This window comes from Saccharothrix longispora (genome assembly GCF_031455225.1).
GTDB lineage: Bacteria > Actinomycetota > Actinomycetes > Mycobacteriales > Pseudonocardiaceae > Actinosynnema > Actinosynnema longispora.
Window position 1 is genome coordinate 394,624 of sequence record NZ_JAVDSG010000001.1, and the last position, 16,797, is coordinate 411,420.

At 73.1% G+C, this 16,797-nt stretch carries 17 protein-coding genes and 1 pseudogene; 10 read left to right on the forward strand and 8 right to left on the reverse strand.

What is annotated here, in order from left to right; genetic code table 11:
- Positions 1-68 precede the first annotated feature (68 nt).
- On the forward strand, positions 69-407 hold the full coding sequence (locus J2S66_RS01710; protein ID WP_310302879.1) for a DUF6292 family protein: 339 nt from the start codon (positions 69-71) through the stop codon (positions 405-407).
- Positions 408-537: 130 nt separating this feature from the next.
- Here J2S66_RS01710 and J2S66_RS01715 read toward each other — a convergent pair whose 3' ends face one another.
- From J2S66_RS01715 to J2S66_RS01725, 3 genes are all read right to left on the reverse strand, one after another.
- The gene (locus J2S66_RS01715; protein WP_310302882.1) at positions 538-1,104 is read right to left on the reverse strand and encodes a hypothetical protein; all 567 of its coding nucleotides are present in this window, start codon (positions 1,102-1,104) and stop codon (positions 538-540) included.
- Positions 1,105-1,111: 7 nt separating this feature from the next.
- Complete coding sequence (locus J2S66_RS01720) at positions 1,112-2,275, reverse strand: L-histidine N(alpha)-methyltransferase (protein ID WP_310302885.1); 1,164 nt, start codon at positions 2,273-2,275, stop codon at positions 1,112-1,114.
- A gap of 197 nt (positions 2,276-2,472) precedes the next feature.
- A complete protein-coding gene (locus tag J2S66_RS01725; protein ID WP_310302888.1) occupies positions 2,473-2,652 on the reverse strand; it encodes a hypothetical protein in 180 nt (59 codons plus the stop codon).
- Positions 2,653-3,300: 648 nt separating this feature from the next.
- Between J2S66_RS01725 and J2S66_RS01730 the strand changes: the two genes are divergently transcribed.
- From J2S66_RS01730 to J2S66_RS01745, 4 genes are all read left to right on the forward strand, one after another.
- Positions 3,301-4,332 (forward strand): GDSL-type esterase/lipase family protein, encoded by a 1,032-nt coding sequence (locus J2S66_RS01730; RefSeq protein ID WP_310302891.1) that lies wholly within the window; start codon positions 3,301-3,303, stop codon positions 4,330-4,332.
- A gap of 152 nt (positions 4,333-4,484) precedes the next feature.
- Positions 4,485-5,504 (forward strand): permuted SH3 domain-containing protein, encoded by a 1,020-nt coding sequence (locus J2S66_RS01735; protein ID WP_310302893.1) that lies wholly within the window; start codon positions 4,485-4,487, stop codon positions 5,502-5,504.
- Positions 5,501-6,220 carry an ABC transporter ATP-binding protein gene (locus J2S66_RS01740; RefSeq protein WP_310302897.1) on the forward strand — a complete coding sequence of 240 codons (720 nt, stop codon included), beginning with the start codon at positions 5,501-5,503 and terminating at the stop codon, positions 6,218-6,220. Before J2S66_RS01735 ends, J2S66_RS01740 begins: the two co-directional genes overlap by 4 nt.
- Positions 6,217-7,524 carry an ABC transporter permease gene (locus J2S66_RS01745; RefSeq protein WP_310302900.1) on the forward strand — a complete coding sequence of 436 codons (1,308 nt, stop codon included), beginning with the start codon at positions 6,217-6,219 and terminating at the stop codon, positions 7,522-7,524. Before J2S66_RS01740 ends, J2S66_RS01745 begins: the two co-directional genes overlap by 4 nt.
- A 55-nt stretch (positions 7,525-7,579) precedes the next feature.
- Here J2S66_RS01745 and J2S66_RS01750 read toward each other — a convergent pair whose 3' ends face one another.
- Entirely contained in the window at positions 7,580-8,224 is a 645-nt protein-coding gene (locus tag J2S66_RS01750; protein WP_310302903.1) for a DUF4232 domain-containing protein, read from the reverse strand.
- A gap of 365 nt (positions 8,225-8,589) precedes the next feature.
- Between J2S66_RS01750 and J2S66_RS01755 the strand changes: the two genes are divergently transcribed.
- Positions 8,590-9,402, forward strand: a complete 813-nt coding sequence (locus J2S66_RS01755) for a nitroreductase/quinone reductase family protein (RefSeq protein ID WP_310302907.1) — start codon at positions 8,590-8,592, stop codon at positions 9,400-9,402.
- 45 nt (positions 9,403-9,447) lie between these two features.
- Here the strand turns inward: J2S66_RS01755 and J2S66_RS01760 are convergent, their stop codons facing one another.
- The 3 genes from J2S66_RS01760 to J2S66_RS01770 are packed head-to-tail and all read right to left on the reverse strand — an operon-like array spanning position 9,448 to position 11,655.
- Positions 9,448-10,446: an ABC-2 membrane transporter-related protein gene (locus tag J2S66_RS01760; RefSeq protein WP_310302910.1), complete on the reverse strand. Its 999-nt coding sequence runs from the start codon at positions 10,444-10,446 to the stop codon at positions 9,448-9,450.
- Positions 10,443-11,258, reverse strand: a complete 816-nt coding sequence (locus tag J2S66_RS01765; RefSeq protein WP_310302913.1) for an ABC transporter ATP-binding protein — start codon at positions 11,256-11,258, stop codon at positions 10,443-10,445. The genes J2S66_RS01760 and J2S66_RS01765 overlap by 4 nt, the downstream gene beginning before the upstream one ends.
- 19 nt (positions 11,259-11,277) lie before the next feature.
- Positions 11,278-11,655, reverse strand: a complete 378-nt coding sequence (locus J2S66_RS01770; protein ID WP_310302917.1) for a GntR family transcriptional regulator — start codon at positions 11,653-11,655, stop codon at positions 11,278-11,280.
- A 366-nt stretch (positions 11,656-12,021) separates the two neighbouring features.
- Here J2S66_RS01770 and J2S66_RS01775 point away from each other — a divergent pair, with 366 nt between their 5' ends.
- The 4 genes and pseudogenes from J2S66_RS01775 to J2S66_RS01790 all read left to right on the forward strand — a co-directional run bounded on the left by J2S66_RS01775 (position 12,022) and on the right by J2S66_RS01790 (position 15,828).
- A complete protein-coding gene (locus J2S66_RS01775) occupies positions 12,022-13,194 on the forward strand; it encodes a hypothetical protein (RefSeq protein WP_310302920.1) in 1,173 nt (390 codons plus the stop codon).
- 212 nt (positions 13,195-13,406) lie between these two features.
- Positions 13,407-14,204, forward strand: a pseudogene (locus J2S66_RS01780) (S1 family peptidase); the annotation flags it as partial.
- A gap of 141 nt (positions 14,205-14,345) precedes the next feature.
- Complete coding sequence (locus tag J2S66_RS01785; protein WP_310314603.1) at positions 14,346-14,573, forward strand: proprotein convertase P-domain-containing protein; 228 nt, start codon at positions 14,346-14,348, stop codon at positions 14,571-14,573.
- A 154-nt stretch (positions 14,574-14,727) separates the two neighbouring features.
- Entirely contained in the window at positions 14,728-15,828 is a 1,101-nt protein-coding gene (locus tag J2S66_RS01790; protein ID WP_310302923.1) for a hypothetical protein, read from the forward strand.
- Positions 15,829-16,065: 237 nt separating this feature from the next.
- Here the strand turns inward: J2S66_RS01790 and J2S66_RS01795 are convergent, their stop codons facing one another.
- On the reverse strand, positions 16,066-16,674 hold the full coding sequence (locus J2S66_RS01795) for a hypothetical protein (RefSeq protein ID WP_310302926.1): 609 nt from the start codon (positions 16,672-16,674) through the stop codon (positions 16,066-16,068).
- Positions 16,675-16,797 lie beyond the last annotated feature (123 nt).

Sequence of the window (16,797 nt, forward strand, 5' to 3'; positions counted from 1 at the left end):
GTCCGTACGGGTTACCCCGGATCGCGTCGGTCACCACGGCGCGGTTGTCGGCCTTCGGGGGTGCTCAAGTGGACTGGGAGTTCGACGAGAACGAGATCCGCGCCCTGCACGCGTACGTCACCCAGGTGACGCGCGCACTGGGGCTTCGGGGTGATTCCTTCTTCGCGCAGGCAGGCAGCGCCTACCTGGCGCTCGACGGCCGGCTGCCGGGCTTCCCGGACCGCGACGTCGCCCTCCTCTGGGACGAGGCGCGCGGCTGGGCCGTGGCGGTCGAGAGCGACAGCGCCGAGCCGCCGTTCGTCCTGTCCCGCCTGCGCGGCCCGGTGCGCCCGGACCCGGCCGCCGTGGCCCGCTGGGTGGACGGCCTGGCCCTGACCACCGACGAGGACCTCCTCGCCGCCAGCTGACCCCCGCGAGAGTCCAACGCTCAGGCCCCGAGAGTTCTTCACTCGCGAGTCAACAAATCGAAGGTCCTGGACGTAGAACTTGGCCGGCCTGAGCGTCGGACTCTCGCGACCCGGGTGTTGGACTCTCGGGTCAGCGGGGCAGTTCGCCCAGGTATGCCTGGGTCTCGTCGAGCAGGGCGCGCACGCCCTGGATGAAGCTGCCCTTGCTGTGCAACGCCCGGTGCAGCTGCTCGACCTCCTCGGCCGACGCGCTGGTGAACATCAGCGTCTCCGTCATCTCCAGCCTCCGGTTCACCGAACCGACGGCACTGCGCCACCGGTGCAGGAGGTCGATCAGCTCGGCGTCCCGACGCGGGCTCAACGCCCCCGACGAGAACGCCGAGTCGACCGCCGACTGGATCAACCGCGGGTAGAGCCGCCTGCCGGGTCTGGTCGCGGCGCCGAACTCCCCGCCGTCGAGCGTCTCCCGGTTGCGGGCCATCTCCAGCCTGATCGACCCGATGGCCTGCTCGCGCTGCTCGCGCTGCGCCGCCCACCGCTCGGCGAAGATGCCGGTGATGCCCGCGAGCAGCGCCAGCGAGTTCACGGCGGGCTCCCACCGCTCCCCGGGCGGCGACACGACCAGCCACGACACGCCCAGCACCATCGCCACCGCGAGCGCGCCGAACGTGAGCGCGGTGATGACGACCCTGGTCATCGGCGGCTCAGTGCTCCCAGATGTCGCGGGCACGACTGCCCGACCCGGACGTCGCCGGTTCGTCCGGCCCGCCGGGCGCGAGCAGCAGCAGGTCCATGCCGAACCCCTGCGCCGAGCGCGGCACCGGGAAGTCGGAGTGCGTGCCGACGACCTTGCGCATCCCGGCTGCCCCCACCACCCCGTCCAACGCCTTCCGCGCGTACTTGCGGGTCAGGTACAGGCGGATGGTGTCCTGGTCCGGGAACGGCACGCGCGTGCGGTCGGGCAGCATCATCATGATGTCGCCGCCCGTCCCGTTCTGGTACACGACCTTCACCTTCAACGCCCGGTCGCCCTCGACCGCGCCCCGGAACCGCACCGCGTCCAGCGTGATCGTCAGGTCCGTGTTGTGCATCAACGCGCTGGTCGCGAACTCGCGGTAGGCGCGGCTGCGCGCGTACTCCTCGACCGCGTCCTGGGCGAGTTCGTCGGACAGCGCGTCGGTGGTGGCGACCTCCAGCAGGAACAGGTCCTGCGGCCGGACCAGCCCGGTGAGGCCCGCGAGCAGTTCGGCGTCGTGGTCGAAGTTCGCCATCGTGTTGCCCAGCAGGGAGTACAGCACGGGCTCGTCGCCGACCATCCGGTGCACGAGGTCGCGGAACTCGGCCAGGTTCTCCGGGATCGAGAAGTCCAGCTGCACCGGCACCACCCGGTGCCCGCGCACGCGCAGCCCGTGGGTGGCCTGCTGGGTGCCCAGCCGCAGCATCTCCGAGCTCATGTCGACCGGCACGTACAGCAGGTCCGGGTTGTGGTCGAGCAGGTGGTCCAGCACGAGCCGGTCCTTGTGGCCGGTGCCGACGCCGAAGCTCACGTGGTGGAAGCCCGAGCCGACCTTGCCGCGCACCCGGCTCCACCGGCGCGTGAACGAGTCCAGGCTCTGCTTCATCACCAGGTAGAACGGATCGGCGCAGGCGTGCGCCCAGGCGATCGTGGGCCCGATGCCCCAGTAGGCGTAACCCGACGTGATCTGCTTGCCGTCGCCGGTCGTGGACGGCTTGCCGAGCAGGTCGCTGGTCAACGCCGCCAGCTTGTCCCGCTGGTCCTCGCCGACCAGCACCAGCGACCACGCGAAGTCCGATTCGTCGATGGCCTTGGCGAGGTCGCCGACCAGTCGCCCCTCGCTCGCCGTCACTCGGCCTCCCTCGCGTCGCCCACCGGCAGCCTACCGATCACCACCGACGCCGGCCGGGGAAACGCCGTGGCACCCGGTCACCGCGAGGTCCGCCGGTCCGCCGCGGAGGCGTCCCGCGCTCCCGGCCGTCCCCACGGCGAAAAAGTGGGGTCGCAGGCTCCTCGCCTACGACCCCGTGGGTGGGAGACCTCCGGGCGTCACCCGCTGACCGGCCGGAGGTCTCGGCCGGACGCCGTGAGGTGTTCCCAGGTGCGGCCGCGCTGGCTGGACGGGGCCGAACCGTCCGCCGTGCACACCGGGTAGACCAGACCGTAGGGGGTTGGCTGGTCGAACTCGTCGCCGCTGACGACATCGACCAGATCACGCACGTGTGCCATCACGACCTCCCGACCGACGCAGTGTGGGTGCCCATGTCGCGCTCCTCGTCGAACGAACAGGGTGGGGGAGCAACGGATACCCGACCGTCAGGGCGAATATGCTCGAAACGCTGCTGCAACAGAGTGAATCGTCACGAAGTTCCCGCTTCACGGGCACGAACCGGAGCCGCCGGGCGCGGTGGTGACCGCGCCCGGCGGCGCGTCCCGGACCCCCAGCCGCCGCACCGGCTCCTCTCTGTCCACATAGGACTGACCCGGTGCGGGGGTCGAGGGAGGGGGAGGTCGAGCGGCTGGTTGAAACCGGTCATGCCGGTCGTGCCCGCGGTGCGGTCGGACAGGGCGCCGGTGGGGGACACGGCGAAGTGCTGGATGTCCTGGCCCGACGAGCAGCGCACCACGAGCAGCCCGCCGGCACCCACTCGCGCCGCGGGCAGCCGCGACGGGTGCACCTTCGGCACGGCGGCGCTCGGCAGGCGCTCCGCCCGGTTGCCCCCAGCCGGGTGATCTCGCCCGACCGGTCCGCCCGCGCGCCGCGCTGCGGAGCCCCGAAGGGCCGACAGGTGTAGCCGATCGGCTAGTTGTCGTCGTGTGACCAGGCACTTACGGTCGGTTGACGCCCTGGTCGACGAAGCCCTGTGGAGGTCCTCGGTGTCGAGGAAACGAGTCTGCGCCGCGGTCGGCGCCCTGCTGCTGGCCGGCGCCGCGCTGGCCACCACCCCCGTCACCGCCGGCGCCGCGGACGACCGGCCCACCGCCGTCGTGTCGCTCGGCGACAGCGCCATGTCCGGCGAGGGGGCCGGGTCCTACGAGTCCGGCACCGAGGGCCAGAACGGCAACTGGTGCCACCGCTCCACCCAGGCCATGGTCCACAAGACGCAGCTCGCCTCGCGGACGTTCAACCTCGCCTGCTCCGGGGCGGACTCGGCGAACGTGTCGCTGGCCGACACCGTGCACTACACCGAGGGCTCCCAGGCGCGTCGGCTGATCGACCTCGCCCGCCAGTTCCGCGTCACCACCGTGGTCGTGCAGGTCGGCGCCAACGACGACGTGCGGTTCGCCGACACCATGGTCGACTGCGTCGCCGCCTGGGTGAACCCGTTCGGCGCGAGCTGCCGCTCGAAGCTGGAGCGCGAGTGGCCCGGCCGGCTCGCCGCGATGGCGCCGAAGGTGGAGCGGGCGCTGGCCGACGTGCGCACCGCCATGACCACCGCCGGCTACGCCCACTCCTCCTACGACCTGATCCTCACCTCGTACGCCTCGCCGGTGACGGAGAAGATGGACAAGGTCCTGCACGGCCCGCAGGGCTGCCCGCTGCGGCTCGCGGACGCCCAGTACGGCCGCACGGTCGCCGTGCCGCAGTTCAACGAGGCGCTGCGCGGCGTGGCCGCCCGGTCCGGCGTGAAGTTCCTGGACTTCTCCCGCGCCACCGAGAACCGCGAGGCGTGCAGCAAGGGCGGCACGACGAGCGGCGAGTGGCAGCGGCGGCTCACCGTCGACCCGCACGCGCTCGTCACCGGCGGCCTCGACGCCATCGGCCTCCACCTCGCCCAGCAGTCGTTCCACCCGAACGCCGCCGCGCACGCCCAGCTCGGCCGCTGCATCACCGAGTTCGTCACCGGCGGCGCCGGTTCGGCGCGCTGCCTGGAAGGGGCGGACGGCAACCTGCACGCCGTCGCCTGACCGGTAGGCGCCGGCATCCACCAGCGGAAACCGCCTTCCCGCCCACGGGCCGGAAGGCGGTTTCCGCTTTCCGTGCAACCCCGTCCGGGGTGCGGGCGTCCTGTGGGTAAGTTGGCCCGACCGGATAGTGGGGATCTGCTGTGGGGGGACCGGTGTCTCGCAAGAACGCATTCGCCCGCGCGGGAGGGCCGGCGGCGGCCGTGCTGACCGCCGCGCTGGCCACCGCCTGCACGTCGACGGGCGGCGCGCCGCTCGACCCCGGTCTCGCGCCGCGCGACACCGTGCAGACCACGGCCAAGCCGACCAGGCAGGACCTGTCGAACGAGGTCAGCCTGACCGGCAAGGTCACCATGAACCCGGTCTTCGGCATCGTGGCCCCGGTCGCGGGGCAGGTGCGCTACCTGACCCTGCCCGAGGTGACCGGCACGCCGACCAAGCCCACCCGGTTCGCCACCGTGTGGCTCGACGGCAAGCCCACCAACGTGGACGTGCCCGCCGGCGCGGTGTTCGGCGGGCGGCTCGTGGACGACCGCGCCACGGTGACGGCGGGCATGCCGATCGCGTCGGCCAAGCACGGCGGCTACGGCATCGTCGCCGACATCAGCGGCGAGCAGGCGTACCGGATCTCCGACGCCGCGCGGGGCGTCGTGCAGGCGCAGATCAAGAACGGCCCGGGCCCGTTCCCGTGCGCGCTGCTCGGCACGATCGCCGCGCTGCCCGGCGGCACCGTGCCCGCCGAACCGCCCGCGCCGCCGCAGGAGCAGGGGACGAAGCCCGGCGAGACCGCCGTGCCCGGCCCACCGCAGCGGCAGGAGCAGCCGCCGGACACCCCGTCGTCCGAGCCCACCGGCCTGCGACTGGTGTGCACCGCGCCCGCCGACGTCACGCTCATCAACGGTGCCGCCGCCACCCTCGAACTCGTCACGGCCACCGCGGCGGACGCGCTCGTCGTGCCGGTCGAGGCGGTCGCGGGCGGCCAGGGCAAGGGCAAGGTCGACGTGGTCGGCGCGGACGGCCGCCGGGAGACCAGGGACGTCGAACTCGGCCTGACCGACGGCAAGGTCGTCGAGGTCAGGTCCGGGCTCACCGGCGACGAGACGCTGGCCGTGCCCGGGCCGAACCTGCCGCCGGCCGAGCCGGCCCAGGGCAACCCCGAAGCGGGCGACAGGTGATCCCGACGCCGCCGCAGCCGCTGATCCGGCTCACCGGCCTCACGAAGACGTTGAAGGGCCAGGAGGAGCCGCGCGCCATCCTGGCGGGCGTCGACCTGACCGTGCACGCGGGCGACAGCATCGCCATCCTCGGCCGCTCCGGCTCCGGCAAGAGCACCCTGCTCAGCCTGATCGGGCTGTTCGACCGCGCCGACGGCGGCCAGTACCTGTTGGGGGAGCGGGACATCACGCGCCTGCCCGAGCGTAAGGCCGCCGCGCTGCGCAGCGCCGAGTTCGGGTTCGTGTTCCAGCGCTTCTTCCTGCTCAAGCACCTGACGGCGGCGCAGAACGTCGCCATGGCCCTGGTCAACGGGCAGGGCTGGCTGCCGCGCCGCAAGCGCAGGGCCAAGGTCATGGCAGCCCTGGAGCGCGTCGGCGTCGCGCACCTGGCCAAGCACAAGCCGCCCCGGCTGTCCGGCGGCGAGCAGCAGCGCGTCGCCATCGCGCGGGCGCTGGTGCGCGAACCGCGCGTGCTGCTCGCCGACGAGCCCACCGGCGCCCTGGACACCGACACCGGCAACCTCGTCGTGGAGGTGCTGCGCTCCACCACCGAGCAGGGGTGCGGGCTGGTGCTCGTGACGCACGACCACGACCACGCCGCCAAGATGGGCCGCGTGTTCCACCTGTCCGACGGCCTGCTGCACCAGGGCTCGGCCTCGGCGCGGGTGGTCGTGTGATCGGGCTGTCCGGCCGGCTGCGGTCCTCGCTCGTCATCGGCGGGCAGGGGATCAGGGCCCGCAAGATGCGCACGTTCCTGTCCATGGTCAGCCTGTTCCTCGGCGTGCTCGCCGTCGTGGTGGTGCAGGCGGGCGCGGAGATCGCCAACCGCGCGCTGCTCGCGGACGTCGAGCTGTCCACGGGCAAGGACGGCACCCGGCAGATGTACCTGTCGCCCGAGGGGCCCGCCGTGCCCGTGGCGCTGGAGGTGCTGGCGGGGCGCACCGACGCGGTCGCGATGACCAGCGTGCAGGCGTTCATCGGCGAACCCGGCGTGAAGCCGATCAACGAGGGCGGCGGGCCGGTCGACGGACCGTCCTGGGGCGGTGGCGAGAGGACGTGCGACGCGTCCGGCTGCTACGTGGTCGACGACGGCTCCGCGGACACGCCGCCCGGCCAGGCCATCGAGCTGGAACTGGTGGGCCTGACCGGCGACGTCCGGCAGTTCCGGCCGTTCCGCACCGTGCAGGGGGAGTGGCTGGAGTTCGGCGGTGCTCCGTCGATGGCGCCCCGGCTCGTGCTGAACGAGGCGGCGGCGGAGGCGTTCACCCGGTACCGCGTGCCGGCCGAGCTGCACGTCCCGGGCGCCGCCCACAACCCGACCCCGGTGTTCACCGGTGTGGTCGCGAACGGCGACGACCGGCCCGTGGCGTACGTGCGGTCCGACGAGCTGCTGAACTGGCTGCCCGTGGACAGCGTCACCGGGTCCCGCTTCGGTCCGGGGCTCCAGGTGCTGATGTCGCCGACGTCCACCGGGGCGGAGCACGTGCTGCGGGCCAGGCTCGTCGCGGCGGGCGCGCCGGTGGGCGACCTGCACGTCAACACGATCGAGGTGCTGGAGCGGATGTCCACGGAGCTGGCGCTGATGCGCTGGATCTTCCTGGGCATGGCGGCGCTCGTGCTGCTGATCGGCGTGGCGGGCATCCTCAACGTCGGGTTGGCGACCGTGGGCGAGCGGGTCGAGGAGTTCGCCCTGCGCCGCGCCGTGGGCACGCCCCGGTTGCTGCTGGCCGGGATCGTGCTGGCGGAGACCCTGCTGACGGGCCTGCTGACGGCGGCCCTGGCCATCGGCGCGGGCGTGCTCGGCCTGAAGGTGGCGCTGACCCTGTTCGGGTCCCGCTTCCCGTCGCTGGAGGGCGTCGACTTCCCGTGGCAGGCGGGCGTGGCGGGCGTGGTCGCGGGGTTGGTGGCCGGTGTGCTGGGCGGGCTGATCCCCGCGCTGCGGGCGGCCCGCATCCCGATCGCGACGGTGATGCGGGCCTGACGGCACCCGATCCGGGCGACACCGATCCCGGCAACGCTCGATCCCGGCGGCAGGGTCAGCCGGGCGTCACGGCCCGCCACGGGGCGACGCCCAGTCGGCCCGTGCTGCCGAGGTCGATGTTGTTCGGCCCCTCCTCGTCGGCGAGGGCGAACACCTCGGCGGCGATGTCCGAGGCCGCCGTGATGCGCAGGTGCGTGCCGACCGCCGGCGGCGCGGTGGTGTCGTCGTAGGTGTTGCGCCACAGCACGGCGGTGGTCGCGTACTCGCCCGGGTGGATGGTGACGGGCTGCGGCATCGCGTCGAAGGACTCGACGCTGGAGATGCCGAACGAGCCCCGGCCGACCACGACCGGGAGCACGGCGCCGGTGTCGTCGAGCACCTCGATCGCCGGGTAGCCGTCCAGGGTCAGCGGCTGGGTGCCGCAGTTGGTGGCCCGGATGCCGAGGGTGCGCAGGCCCATCGCGGCGTCCTGCTCGCCCAGCGAGTAGCGCAGCAGGCCCGCGGTGCACGGGGCATCCGACGACGAGGTGCGCGATGACGGGGTGCCCGACGAGGGGTCGGCCGGCGAGGGGCTGGCCGGCGGCGAGGCCGGCCGGTCCACCGAGGGCGTCGTCGGTGTCTTCGGGGCCGGGATCTCCGGCGGCGGAGTGGTGCACGACGTGAGCAACACCAGCAGCGCGGCGACAATGATGCGGGGCACGTCCCGATAGTGGCACAGGAATGGGAGTTGCCGGGCCGCGCATTCCCCGGCTAAGCTCGTCCCGTGACTGCCGGGTCGGCCTTGAGCCACGAGCGAGAGAGTCACCCGGCCGCGGAGTGACCGCCGGGTGGGCCCGCGGCCCGCCCCGTTTCCCCTTGGGTTTCCACGTCTTCGCACGTGACGCACCCGCCTCTTCATCGCGTCGTCGGCGCACTCACGTCCCCGACGCACTCCGCGTCCCCGACGCGCCACCACGGGCGCAGTGCTGCCCGCGGATCTCCGCACAACCTCCACGGAAAATCGCGGGAACATTCACCCGCGATTCTGCCGTCATGCCCGAAAAACGTCCTCAGGGGAGCGCACGAATGGATTTCAACCAACAGGTCATCGACGAGTTCCGCGCGAACGGGGGCCGCGTCGGCGGTCCTTTCGAAGGGGGCAGGCTCGTCCTGCTCACCACCACGGGGGCGCGCACCGGCGCCCGCCACACGACGCCCGTCGGCTACCTGCCCGACGGTGACCGCATCCTCGTCATCGCCTCGGCGGGCGGGTCGCCGCGCCACCCCGACTGGTTCCGCAACCTGCGCGCGAACCCCGTCGTGCAGGTCGAGGACGGGGTGTTCACCTACGACGCGAAGGCCACCGTGCTGGAGGGCGCGGAGCGCGACGCCGTCTGGGCCCGCGCGGTCGAGGCGGACCCGGGGTGGGCGCGCTACCAGGAGCAGACGAGCCGGGTCATCCCGGTGGTGGCGCTGGAGCAGGTGGCCGGCGGCCCGCCGAACGCGTCGAGCATGGGAGAGGCGCTGAAGCTGCTGCACGACGCGTTCCGGCGCGAGCTGCGGACGATCCGCCGCGAGGTGGCGGAGAGCGGCGGCACGCTGGGCGCGCAGCTGAAGGTCAACTGCCTGACCGCGTGCCAGGGCCTGAGGTTCCACCACACGTCCGAGGACAACGGCGTGTTCCCGGCGCTGGAGCAGCGCTTCCCGGAGCTGGACCCGGTCCTCGCCCGGCTGCGCGAGGAGCACGTCCACCTGGCGGCCCTGCTCGCCGAGCTCCAGGCGACGCTGGAGCGCGGCGACGTGGCGACCCTGCGGCGGGACGTCGACCGGCTGGTGGCCGACCTGGAGGCGCACCTGGACTACGAGGAGGAGCAGCTGGTGCCGCTCCTCGACGTCTGAGCCACCCCACGCCGGCCCGGGCGGGTCCCGGGCCGGCCGGCTCCGTCAGAGCGCGCGGGTGCGCAGCACCACGAGCGAGACGCCCAGCAGCGCCGCCGCGACGAGCGCGAACAGGCCGAACTCGACGAACTGGAACGGCCAGAACCGGTCACCGGGGTGGACCAGCGACGCCGGGCGCGCGATCCCGTGCTCGTCCATGCACGCGGCGAACGCGGGATCCCCCCACTCGCCCGGCCGCAGCTCGCAGTCCCCGTAGGCGATGGCCATCACGTCCACCGGGTTCCGCAGGTACTCGCCCGACGTGCTCAGCACGCCGTGGTCGAGGGCCCACCGACCGGGGTCCCCGGACAACCAGGTGTGCGTGCGCTGCCACGAGTCCGGGCTCACCACCGGCGCGGCGTAGTGCTCGCGCAGGTACGAGCGGACCGCGTGCAGCGCGGCCACCGTCCCGGCGAACGCCACCGCCATCGCCGGGAGGGTCCGCCGCAGCAGCAGGCCGGCCGTCGCGCCCAGCGCCACCGCGAACAGCGCGTACCCGGTCAGCGCCACCGGCTGCGACTCGAAGTGGTTGGGGTGCAACCGCTCCCACGCCCACACCGTGTCGCCCTGCCACGCGGCCGACCCCCAGTTCAGCAGGCCCAGCAGCAGTGCGACGGCCGACGTCGCGCCCAGCGCGACGAGCACCCGGGAGCCGAACCACCGGCCGCGCCCGACGGACTGGCCGAGCGCCAGCAGGTGCGTGCGCTGCTCCCACTCGCGGGCGAACAGCGGTGCACCGAGGAAGGCACCCGCCAGTGCGGCGAACCCGACCGCCGCCATCCGCGCGTTGCTGTCCGCGCTGCTGAACCAGTTCATCGTCTCCCAGTACGCGGGCTCCGCCGCGCACCGCTCGACGACGCCCCGAAGGCAGTCGCGCAACCCGGCGTCCGCCAGCCGCGACGTGGCCGTGTACCGCCACACCAGCAGGAACGCGCCGACGCACGCGGCGTACGCGGCGAGGCCGAGCAGCGCGGCCCGCTGCTGCCGCCAGGCGACCCAGATCACGCCGCCTCCCCGGACCGCAGGTACGCGACGACCAGCTCGGTCAAGCCCGGTGGCGTCGCGGCGAGGTCGAGGTCGCCCGCGACCCGCAGCACGGCGGTCACCTGGCGTTCCCCCGCACGGGCCGAGACGACCTCGTGCGCGCCGAAGTCGTGGTCGCGCGGTGCGACCACGACCCGGTGCCCCGCCACCAGCTCGTCCACCTCGCCCGCCAGCCGCACCGCACCCCGGTCGAGCAGCAGCAGGTGGTCGCAGACGTCCTCCAGTTCGCCGACGGCGTGGGAGGAGAGCACGACGGTGAGGCCGGTCTCGGCGACCGCGAGCATCAGCGCCCGCGCCGTCACCTCGCGCGCCACCGGGTCCATCTCGGCCATCGGCTCGTCCAGCAGCAGCACGTCCGGCCGCCTGCCCAGGGCCAGCACCAGCGCGAGCCGGGCGCGGTGGCCGCCGGAGAGGCTGTGCACCTTGGCCGTCGGCGGCAACCCCGCCTCGGCCACCAGCCGCTCGGCGTACGCCCGGTCCCACGACGGGTTGGCGGCCTGCCCGAACCTCAGCGTCTCGGCGACCGTGAACGACCGGTACAGCGGCTTGTCCTGCGCGACGAACGCGACCTGGCCGCGTGTGCCCACGGTGCCCCCGGTCGGCTCCTGCAACCCGGCGACCACCCGCAGCAGCGTGCTCTTGCCCGCGCCGTTGGCCCCGACGAGCGCGGTGACCGTGCCGCGGGCGAGCGCGAACGAGCAGTCGCGCACCGCCCACCCGCGCCGGTACCGCACTCCCAGGCCGTTCGCGCGCACGGCGAACTCGACGTCCAACGCATACCCCTCAGTGGTGTCAGAAGCTTTCGTCCAACGTGGACCGGAAGAGCGCCTCCACGTCCTCCCGGCCCATCCCGAGCCCCCGGGCCCGGTCCAGCCACCCCAGCAGCTCGCCGCGCAGCGGCGAGTCCTCCGCCACGCCCGGCGTGGCCAGCGAGCGGCGCACGAAGGTGCCGAGCCCCGGTCGGGGCTCCACGAGTCCCTCGCGTTCCAGCTCGCGGTACGCCTTGAGCACGGTGTTGGGGTTGATCCCGGTCTGCGCCACCACCTCCTTGGCGGTCGGCAGGCGGTCGCCGGGGCCGAGGTCGCCCAGCCGCAGCGCCTGCTTCACCTGCTGCACCAGTTGGAGGTAGGTGGGCATCCCCGACCGCCGTTCGACGCGGAACTCGATCAACCTCCACCCTTCCACTAAGTAATTAGTGGAATGACTGTGGCGCACGTCGTGACGGGTTGTCAAACGGCCCCGCCGGCGGAAGGCGGGGCCGTGGGAGGCGGGAGGGATGTCAGGCGCGGGTGAGGCCCACGTAGACGCCGCGGACGCGGTAACGGCGTCGGACGTCGGGGGTCCCGAACGCACGACTCGCGCGTCGCGAACGCACGACTCGCGCGTCCTGGCTTTACGACTCGCGCGCCCTGAACGCACGACTCGCGCGAGTCGTAAGGCCAGGCACCGCGAGTCGTGCGTTCGTGACCGCTGTGTCGTGCGTTCAGGACCCGTGCGTCATGAGGGCGGGCTTGTGCCGGGCGCTAGGGTCCCGGCATGTCGCGTGGCGCTGTGGCCGTGGTGGCGGTCGTGCTCCTGCTCGCCGGCTGCGGCGCGCCCGCCGCGGGTGGGCCCCTGCCGACCCTGGCCTCGTTGCCCGACCCGACCACCGGCGCGAGTTCCGCGTCCGTCCCGGTGACGACGACGGTCGCGCCCACCACCACCACCACCGAGCCCGAACCGGCCACGGCGGGCAACCCGGCCGGCAACGCGGTCGTGCCGCCCGAGGCCGCCGCCGTCGACACCGCGGAGCCCACCCGCGTGATCGGCACCGGCACGCCGGCGAGCTGCACGTCCGACGCCGTCGTGGCGGCGGTCGCGGCCGGGGGCGTCATCACGTTCGACTGCGGCCCCGCCCCGGTCACCATCGACATGACCGCCACCGCGAAGGTGCGCAACGACACCGGTCCCCGGACCGTGCTCGACGGCGGCGGACTGGTCACGCTCAGCGGTTCCGGCAGACACCGGATCGTCTACCAGAACACGTGCGACCGCGCGCAGGGCATCACCACGTCGCACTGCCAGGACCAGGACCACCCGCACCTGGTCATCCAGAACATCACGCTCGCCGACGGAGACTCGACCGGTGACTCGACCGGCGGCGACAGCGGTGGCGGCGGTGGCGGCGCGGTGTTCGTGCGCGGCGGACGCGTGAAGGTCGTCAACACCACGTTCCGCGACAACCGCTGCGATCCCGCCGGCCCCGACCTCGGCGGCGCCGGGATGCGCGTGCTCAGCCAGTTCCGCGGCGCCCCGGTCTACGTCGTGTCCAGCACGTTCGAAGGCGGCAGGTGCGCCAACGGCGGCGCGCTCAGCGGCATCGGTGTCTCGTGGGTCGTGCTGAACAGCGTCCTGCGCGGCAACTCCGCCATCGGCCACGGTGCGAACCCGGCCCGCGCGGGCACACCGGGCGGCGGCAGCGGCGGCGCGATCTACGCGGACGGCAACGAGTTCACCGTGCGCATCGCGGGCAGCGTCGTGGAGGACAACGAGGCGGCCGAGGGCGGCGGTGCGGTGTTCTTCGTCAGCAACGACCGCACCGGCACGCTGCGCGTCGAGGGGTCCGTGCTGCGCCGCAACCCGAGTGCCGGGTTCGAGACCCCCGGCTACAAGGGGATCTTCTTCCTCGGCGCGGCCACGCCGTCGGTCAGCGGCTCGACGATCCAGTAGCGGCCCGGCCCGGCGACCGGCCGGGAAGGGCCGGAAGGTGTGCGGCGATCGGGGACCGCGCCGGAAGAACTCCCGTCGATCGTCGGATTGTGAGCGGCCCGTTCGCCGTTCACGATGAGCGCGCCGGCAGAGGGGCCGGCTGGAAGTCCCTGCGAACTCGACGTCCGGCCACCCTGCGAGCTCGACCCCGGCCGGGCGCGGGAAGGAACACCGTGCGCACTGGTACGAGAAAGGCGCTCGCCCTGGTCGTGGGCGTCGCCGCCACCCTGGCCGCCGCGGGTCAGGCGCTCGCCGCACCGCCGCCGCCCGACGGGGGCGGCCTCACGCCCCAGGTCGTCGGCGGCACCCGGGCCGCCCAGGGCGAGTTCCCCTGGATGGTCCGCCTGTCGATGGGCTGCGGCGGCTCGATGCTGACCGACCAGCTCGTGCTCACCGCCGCGCACTGCGTCACCCGCACCGGCAACAACACCTCGATCACCGCCACCTACGGCTCGGTCGACCTCCAGAGCAGCAGCCGGATCACCCGCACGTCCACCTACGTGCACCGCTCGCCCACCTACAACACCTCCACCGGTGGCGACTGGGCGATCATCAAGCTGGCCGCCCCGATCACCGGAGCCTCCCTGCTGCCGATCGCCACCACGAACGCCTACAACACCGGCGTGTTCACCGTGGCCGGCTGGGGCGCGACCAGCGAGGGCGGCGGCCAGTCCCGCTACCTGCTCAAGGCGAACGTCGACTACATCGACGACACCACCTGCAAGAACTCCGACCCGTACTACTCCGACCTGATCCCGGCGGCCGAGCTGTGCGCCGGCCTGCCGCAGGGCGGCGTGGACACCTGCCAGGGCGACTCGGGCGGCCCCATGTTCCGGCGTGACAACGCGGGCGCGTGGGTGCAGGTCGGCATCGTCAGCCACGGCAACGGGTGCGCGCGACCGGACAACCCGGGCGTCTACACCGAGGTCAGCACGTTCGCGGCGGCCATCAACCAGGCCAAGGCCGACCTCGGCGGCGGCACCAACCCGCCGATCGGCAAGGTCTTCGAGAACACCGCCGACGTGAACATCCCGGACGCCGGCGCGGCCGTCTACAGCGACGTCACGGTCAGCGGTGTCGCGGGCAACGCGCCGGCCGCGCTCGCGGTGGGCGTGAACATCGTGCACAGCTACAGCGGTGACGTGGTGGTCGACCTGGTCGCGCCGGACGGCTCCACCTACCGGCTGAAGAACTCCAGCGGTTCCAGCACGCCGAACGTGAGCACCACGTACACCGTGAACGCGTCCTCCGAGGTCGCCAGCGGCACGTGGCGGCTCAAGGTGCAGGACGTCTACCGCGCGGACACGGGCTACATCAACTCGTGGAAGCTGACGTTCTGACCGGTCGGGGGTGACCGGGTCGGTGGCGGTCGGGAGGCCCGCCCGCCACCGACACGCTCGGTCACCGATTCCGACGAATGGCCGTCGGCCCCGCAACGGTTGCCCATCCGCCCGCGATGTACCCACCGATCGCACGGTGAGGGGTGGAAGCCGGATGGAACGCAAAGCGGAGGTAGAGGACCGGTTACGGCGACTGGCCGTGGGGTTCGCCGGGTACGCGGACGCCTATGACCGGTCGACACCGGCCACCAGCGCCCAGTCCAGGGCGCACCGCGACGCGATCGCGCTGCGCCGGGCCGCCGGCGGCGTCGAGGCGGCGCTCGACGACCTGGGGTTCGTCACCGCGCTGCACCGCACCCTGGTCGCCTGGAAGATCGGCACGCGGGGTTCGCGCCTGGTGTCCCCGCCGGAGTTCTTCGAGGCCCTCCAGGCGGCCAAGCCCGGCATCGTCGCCCTGGAGCGGTACGCCATCGACGACCGCGACGCCCCCGAGGACGTCGCCGACCGCGTCTGGCGGGTGATCGAAGGGCTCGGCGTGGTGGTCAACAAGTCGAAGCTGGTGGCGGGCACCAAGACGCTGCACCACGTGCTGCCGGACCTCGTCGTGCCGATGGACCGCGACTGGACCGGTTCGTTCTTCCGGCTGCACGCCCCTGATTGGCAGTACAACCAGCAGCGCACCTACCGCTGGGTGCACGACCGGTTCGCCGCGCTCGCCCGCCGGGTGAACCCGCAGCAGCACGTGACGGGACGCGGGTGGCGGACCAGCCGCACGAAGGTGCTCGACAACGCGATGATCGCGTTCTGCCGGCGGGACGGGCGCGACCCGGTGCCCCCCGACGCGCCGGTGCGCGCGGTGTCGTTCTCGGTCGACGGGCCGCCGCCCACCCGCGGCGAGGTGTTGTCGCCCCCCGAACCCGGGCACCCGCACGCCGAACGGGTGCGCGTGCTGCTGGAGGCCGCGCGCGGCGCGATCGCCGGGCAGGGCTTCACACCCGAGCCGGGCAAGGCTGTCTCGCTCGACCTGGTGGTCAGGGTCGGTCCGGGCGCGCACCCCGCGGACGCGCCCGACGCGCTCGGCGGCGTCGGCGCGGTGCTCCAGGACAGGGCGGGTCGCGGCGGGCCGCCGCACCTGGCCGACCTCTCCTCGGTGTGGCTGTTCCGCCACGGCCACCAGCTCAAGCAGGTGTCCTACCGCGAGGTCGAGGGCGCGGACACCGGGTACACCGTGAGTGTGCGGGTCATCGACGCCTGACCGGTTTGTCGGGTGCATGCCGAAGTGAATTCGGAATGCGTTTGCCGGTGACCAGGGGTGACGTCCGGCGTGTCCGTGCGGGTGGCGTACCGCGTAGTTGTTCGCGGATGACGATTCCAGTCACCGTGTCACGGCGGTTGCGACCCGGTCACGCTCCGCCGTCCTGTTTCCGGCGTGCCCCGGCGTCCGGGAGGACGTTCCGCGAGGCGCACGAGACGAGCCCTCCGGTCGTCGACATCACCGCCGTGTCCAACGCGGGCGCGGGGACCGGCCGGGGGTTCGCCCGCGCCACGCGTCCCGGGCGAGCAACCAGCAGCCGACCAGCAGGAGCGCGCCGTGGGCGATCCGGACCGGCGGCGGCGTGAAGAACTGCGGCAGGAACAGCACGAACCCGAGCGCGTAGGGGAGTGCCGTCCACGTCCGCCGCTCCACGGCGGTCAGCACCCCGCCGACCGCGAGCGCCGTGAGGCCGACGGCGAAGAGCGCGATGGCGGCGGGCTGGAAGCGGATCGCGTCCACCACCTCCAGCCACCTCGGGTCGGGTTCCCGGGCGGCCCACCGGCCGACGGCGTGCAGCCCGAAGGTCTCCGCGCCGTAGTACGCGCTCGTCGGCACCACCCCGACCGCCGTCGCGACCGCCGCCCGCGACCACCTCGCCGCCGGGTCGCGCCCGACGAGCAGGGCCAGCCCGACGAGCAGGAAGGCGCCGACCGCGAACAGGTGCGCCACCACCCAGGCGCCCGTGCCCATCACCCGCAGGCCCTCGACCGTCGTCTCGTCCGAGTACGGCCGCACCACCGGGTACAGCAGGAACAGGACCCCGGCGATCCCGAAACCCCCGGTCACGACCCACCGTTCGGCCGTCCTCAACCCGTCCACCACGCCTCCGAGAGCACTGTTCGTTTTAGAGAGCGCCGCTCTCTCGCGGGTCATGCTGCACTCGATCGGGGGTCGCAGTCAAGAGCAGTG

Bases quoted from the DNA above. Each gene is read 5' to 3' on its own strand.
- J2S66_RS01715 (WP_310302882.1), bottom strand. From the start codon at position 1,104: ATGACCAGGGTCGTCATCACCGCGCTCACGTTCGGCGCGCTCGCGGTG.
- J2S66_RS01725 (WP_310302888.1), bottom strand. From the start codon at position 2,652: ATGGCACACGTGCGTGATCTGGTCGATGTCGTCAGCGGCGACGAGTTC.
- J2S66_RS01755 (WP_310302907.1), top strand. From the start codon at position 8,590: ATGGATTTCAACCAACAGGTCATCGACGAGTTCCGCGCGAACGGGGGC.
- J2S66_RS01775 (WP_310302920.1), top strand. From the start codon at position 12,022: ATGTCGCGTGGCGCTGTGGCCGTGGTGGCGGTCGTGCTCCTGCTCGCC.
- J2S66_RS01790 (WP_310302923.1), top strand. From the start codon at position 14,728: ATGGAACGCAAAGCGGAGGTAGAGGACCGGTTACGGCGACTGGCCGTG.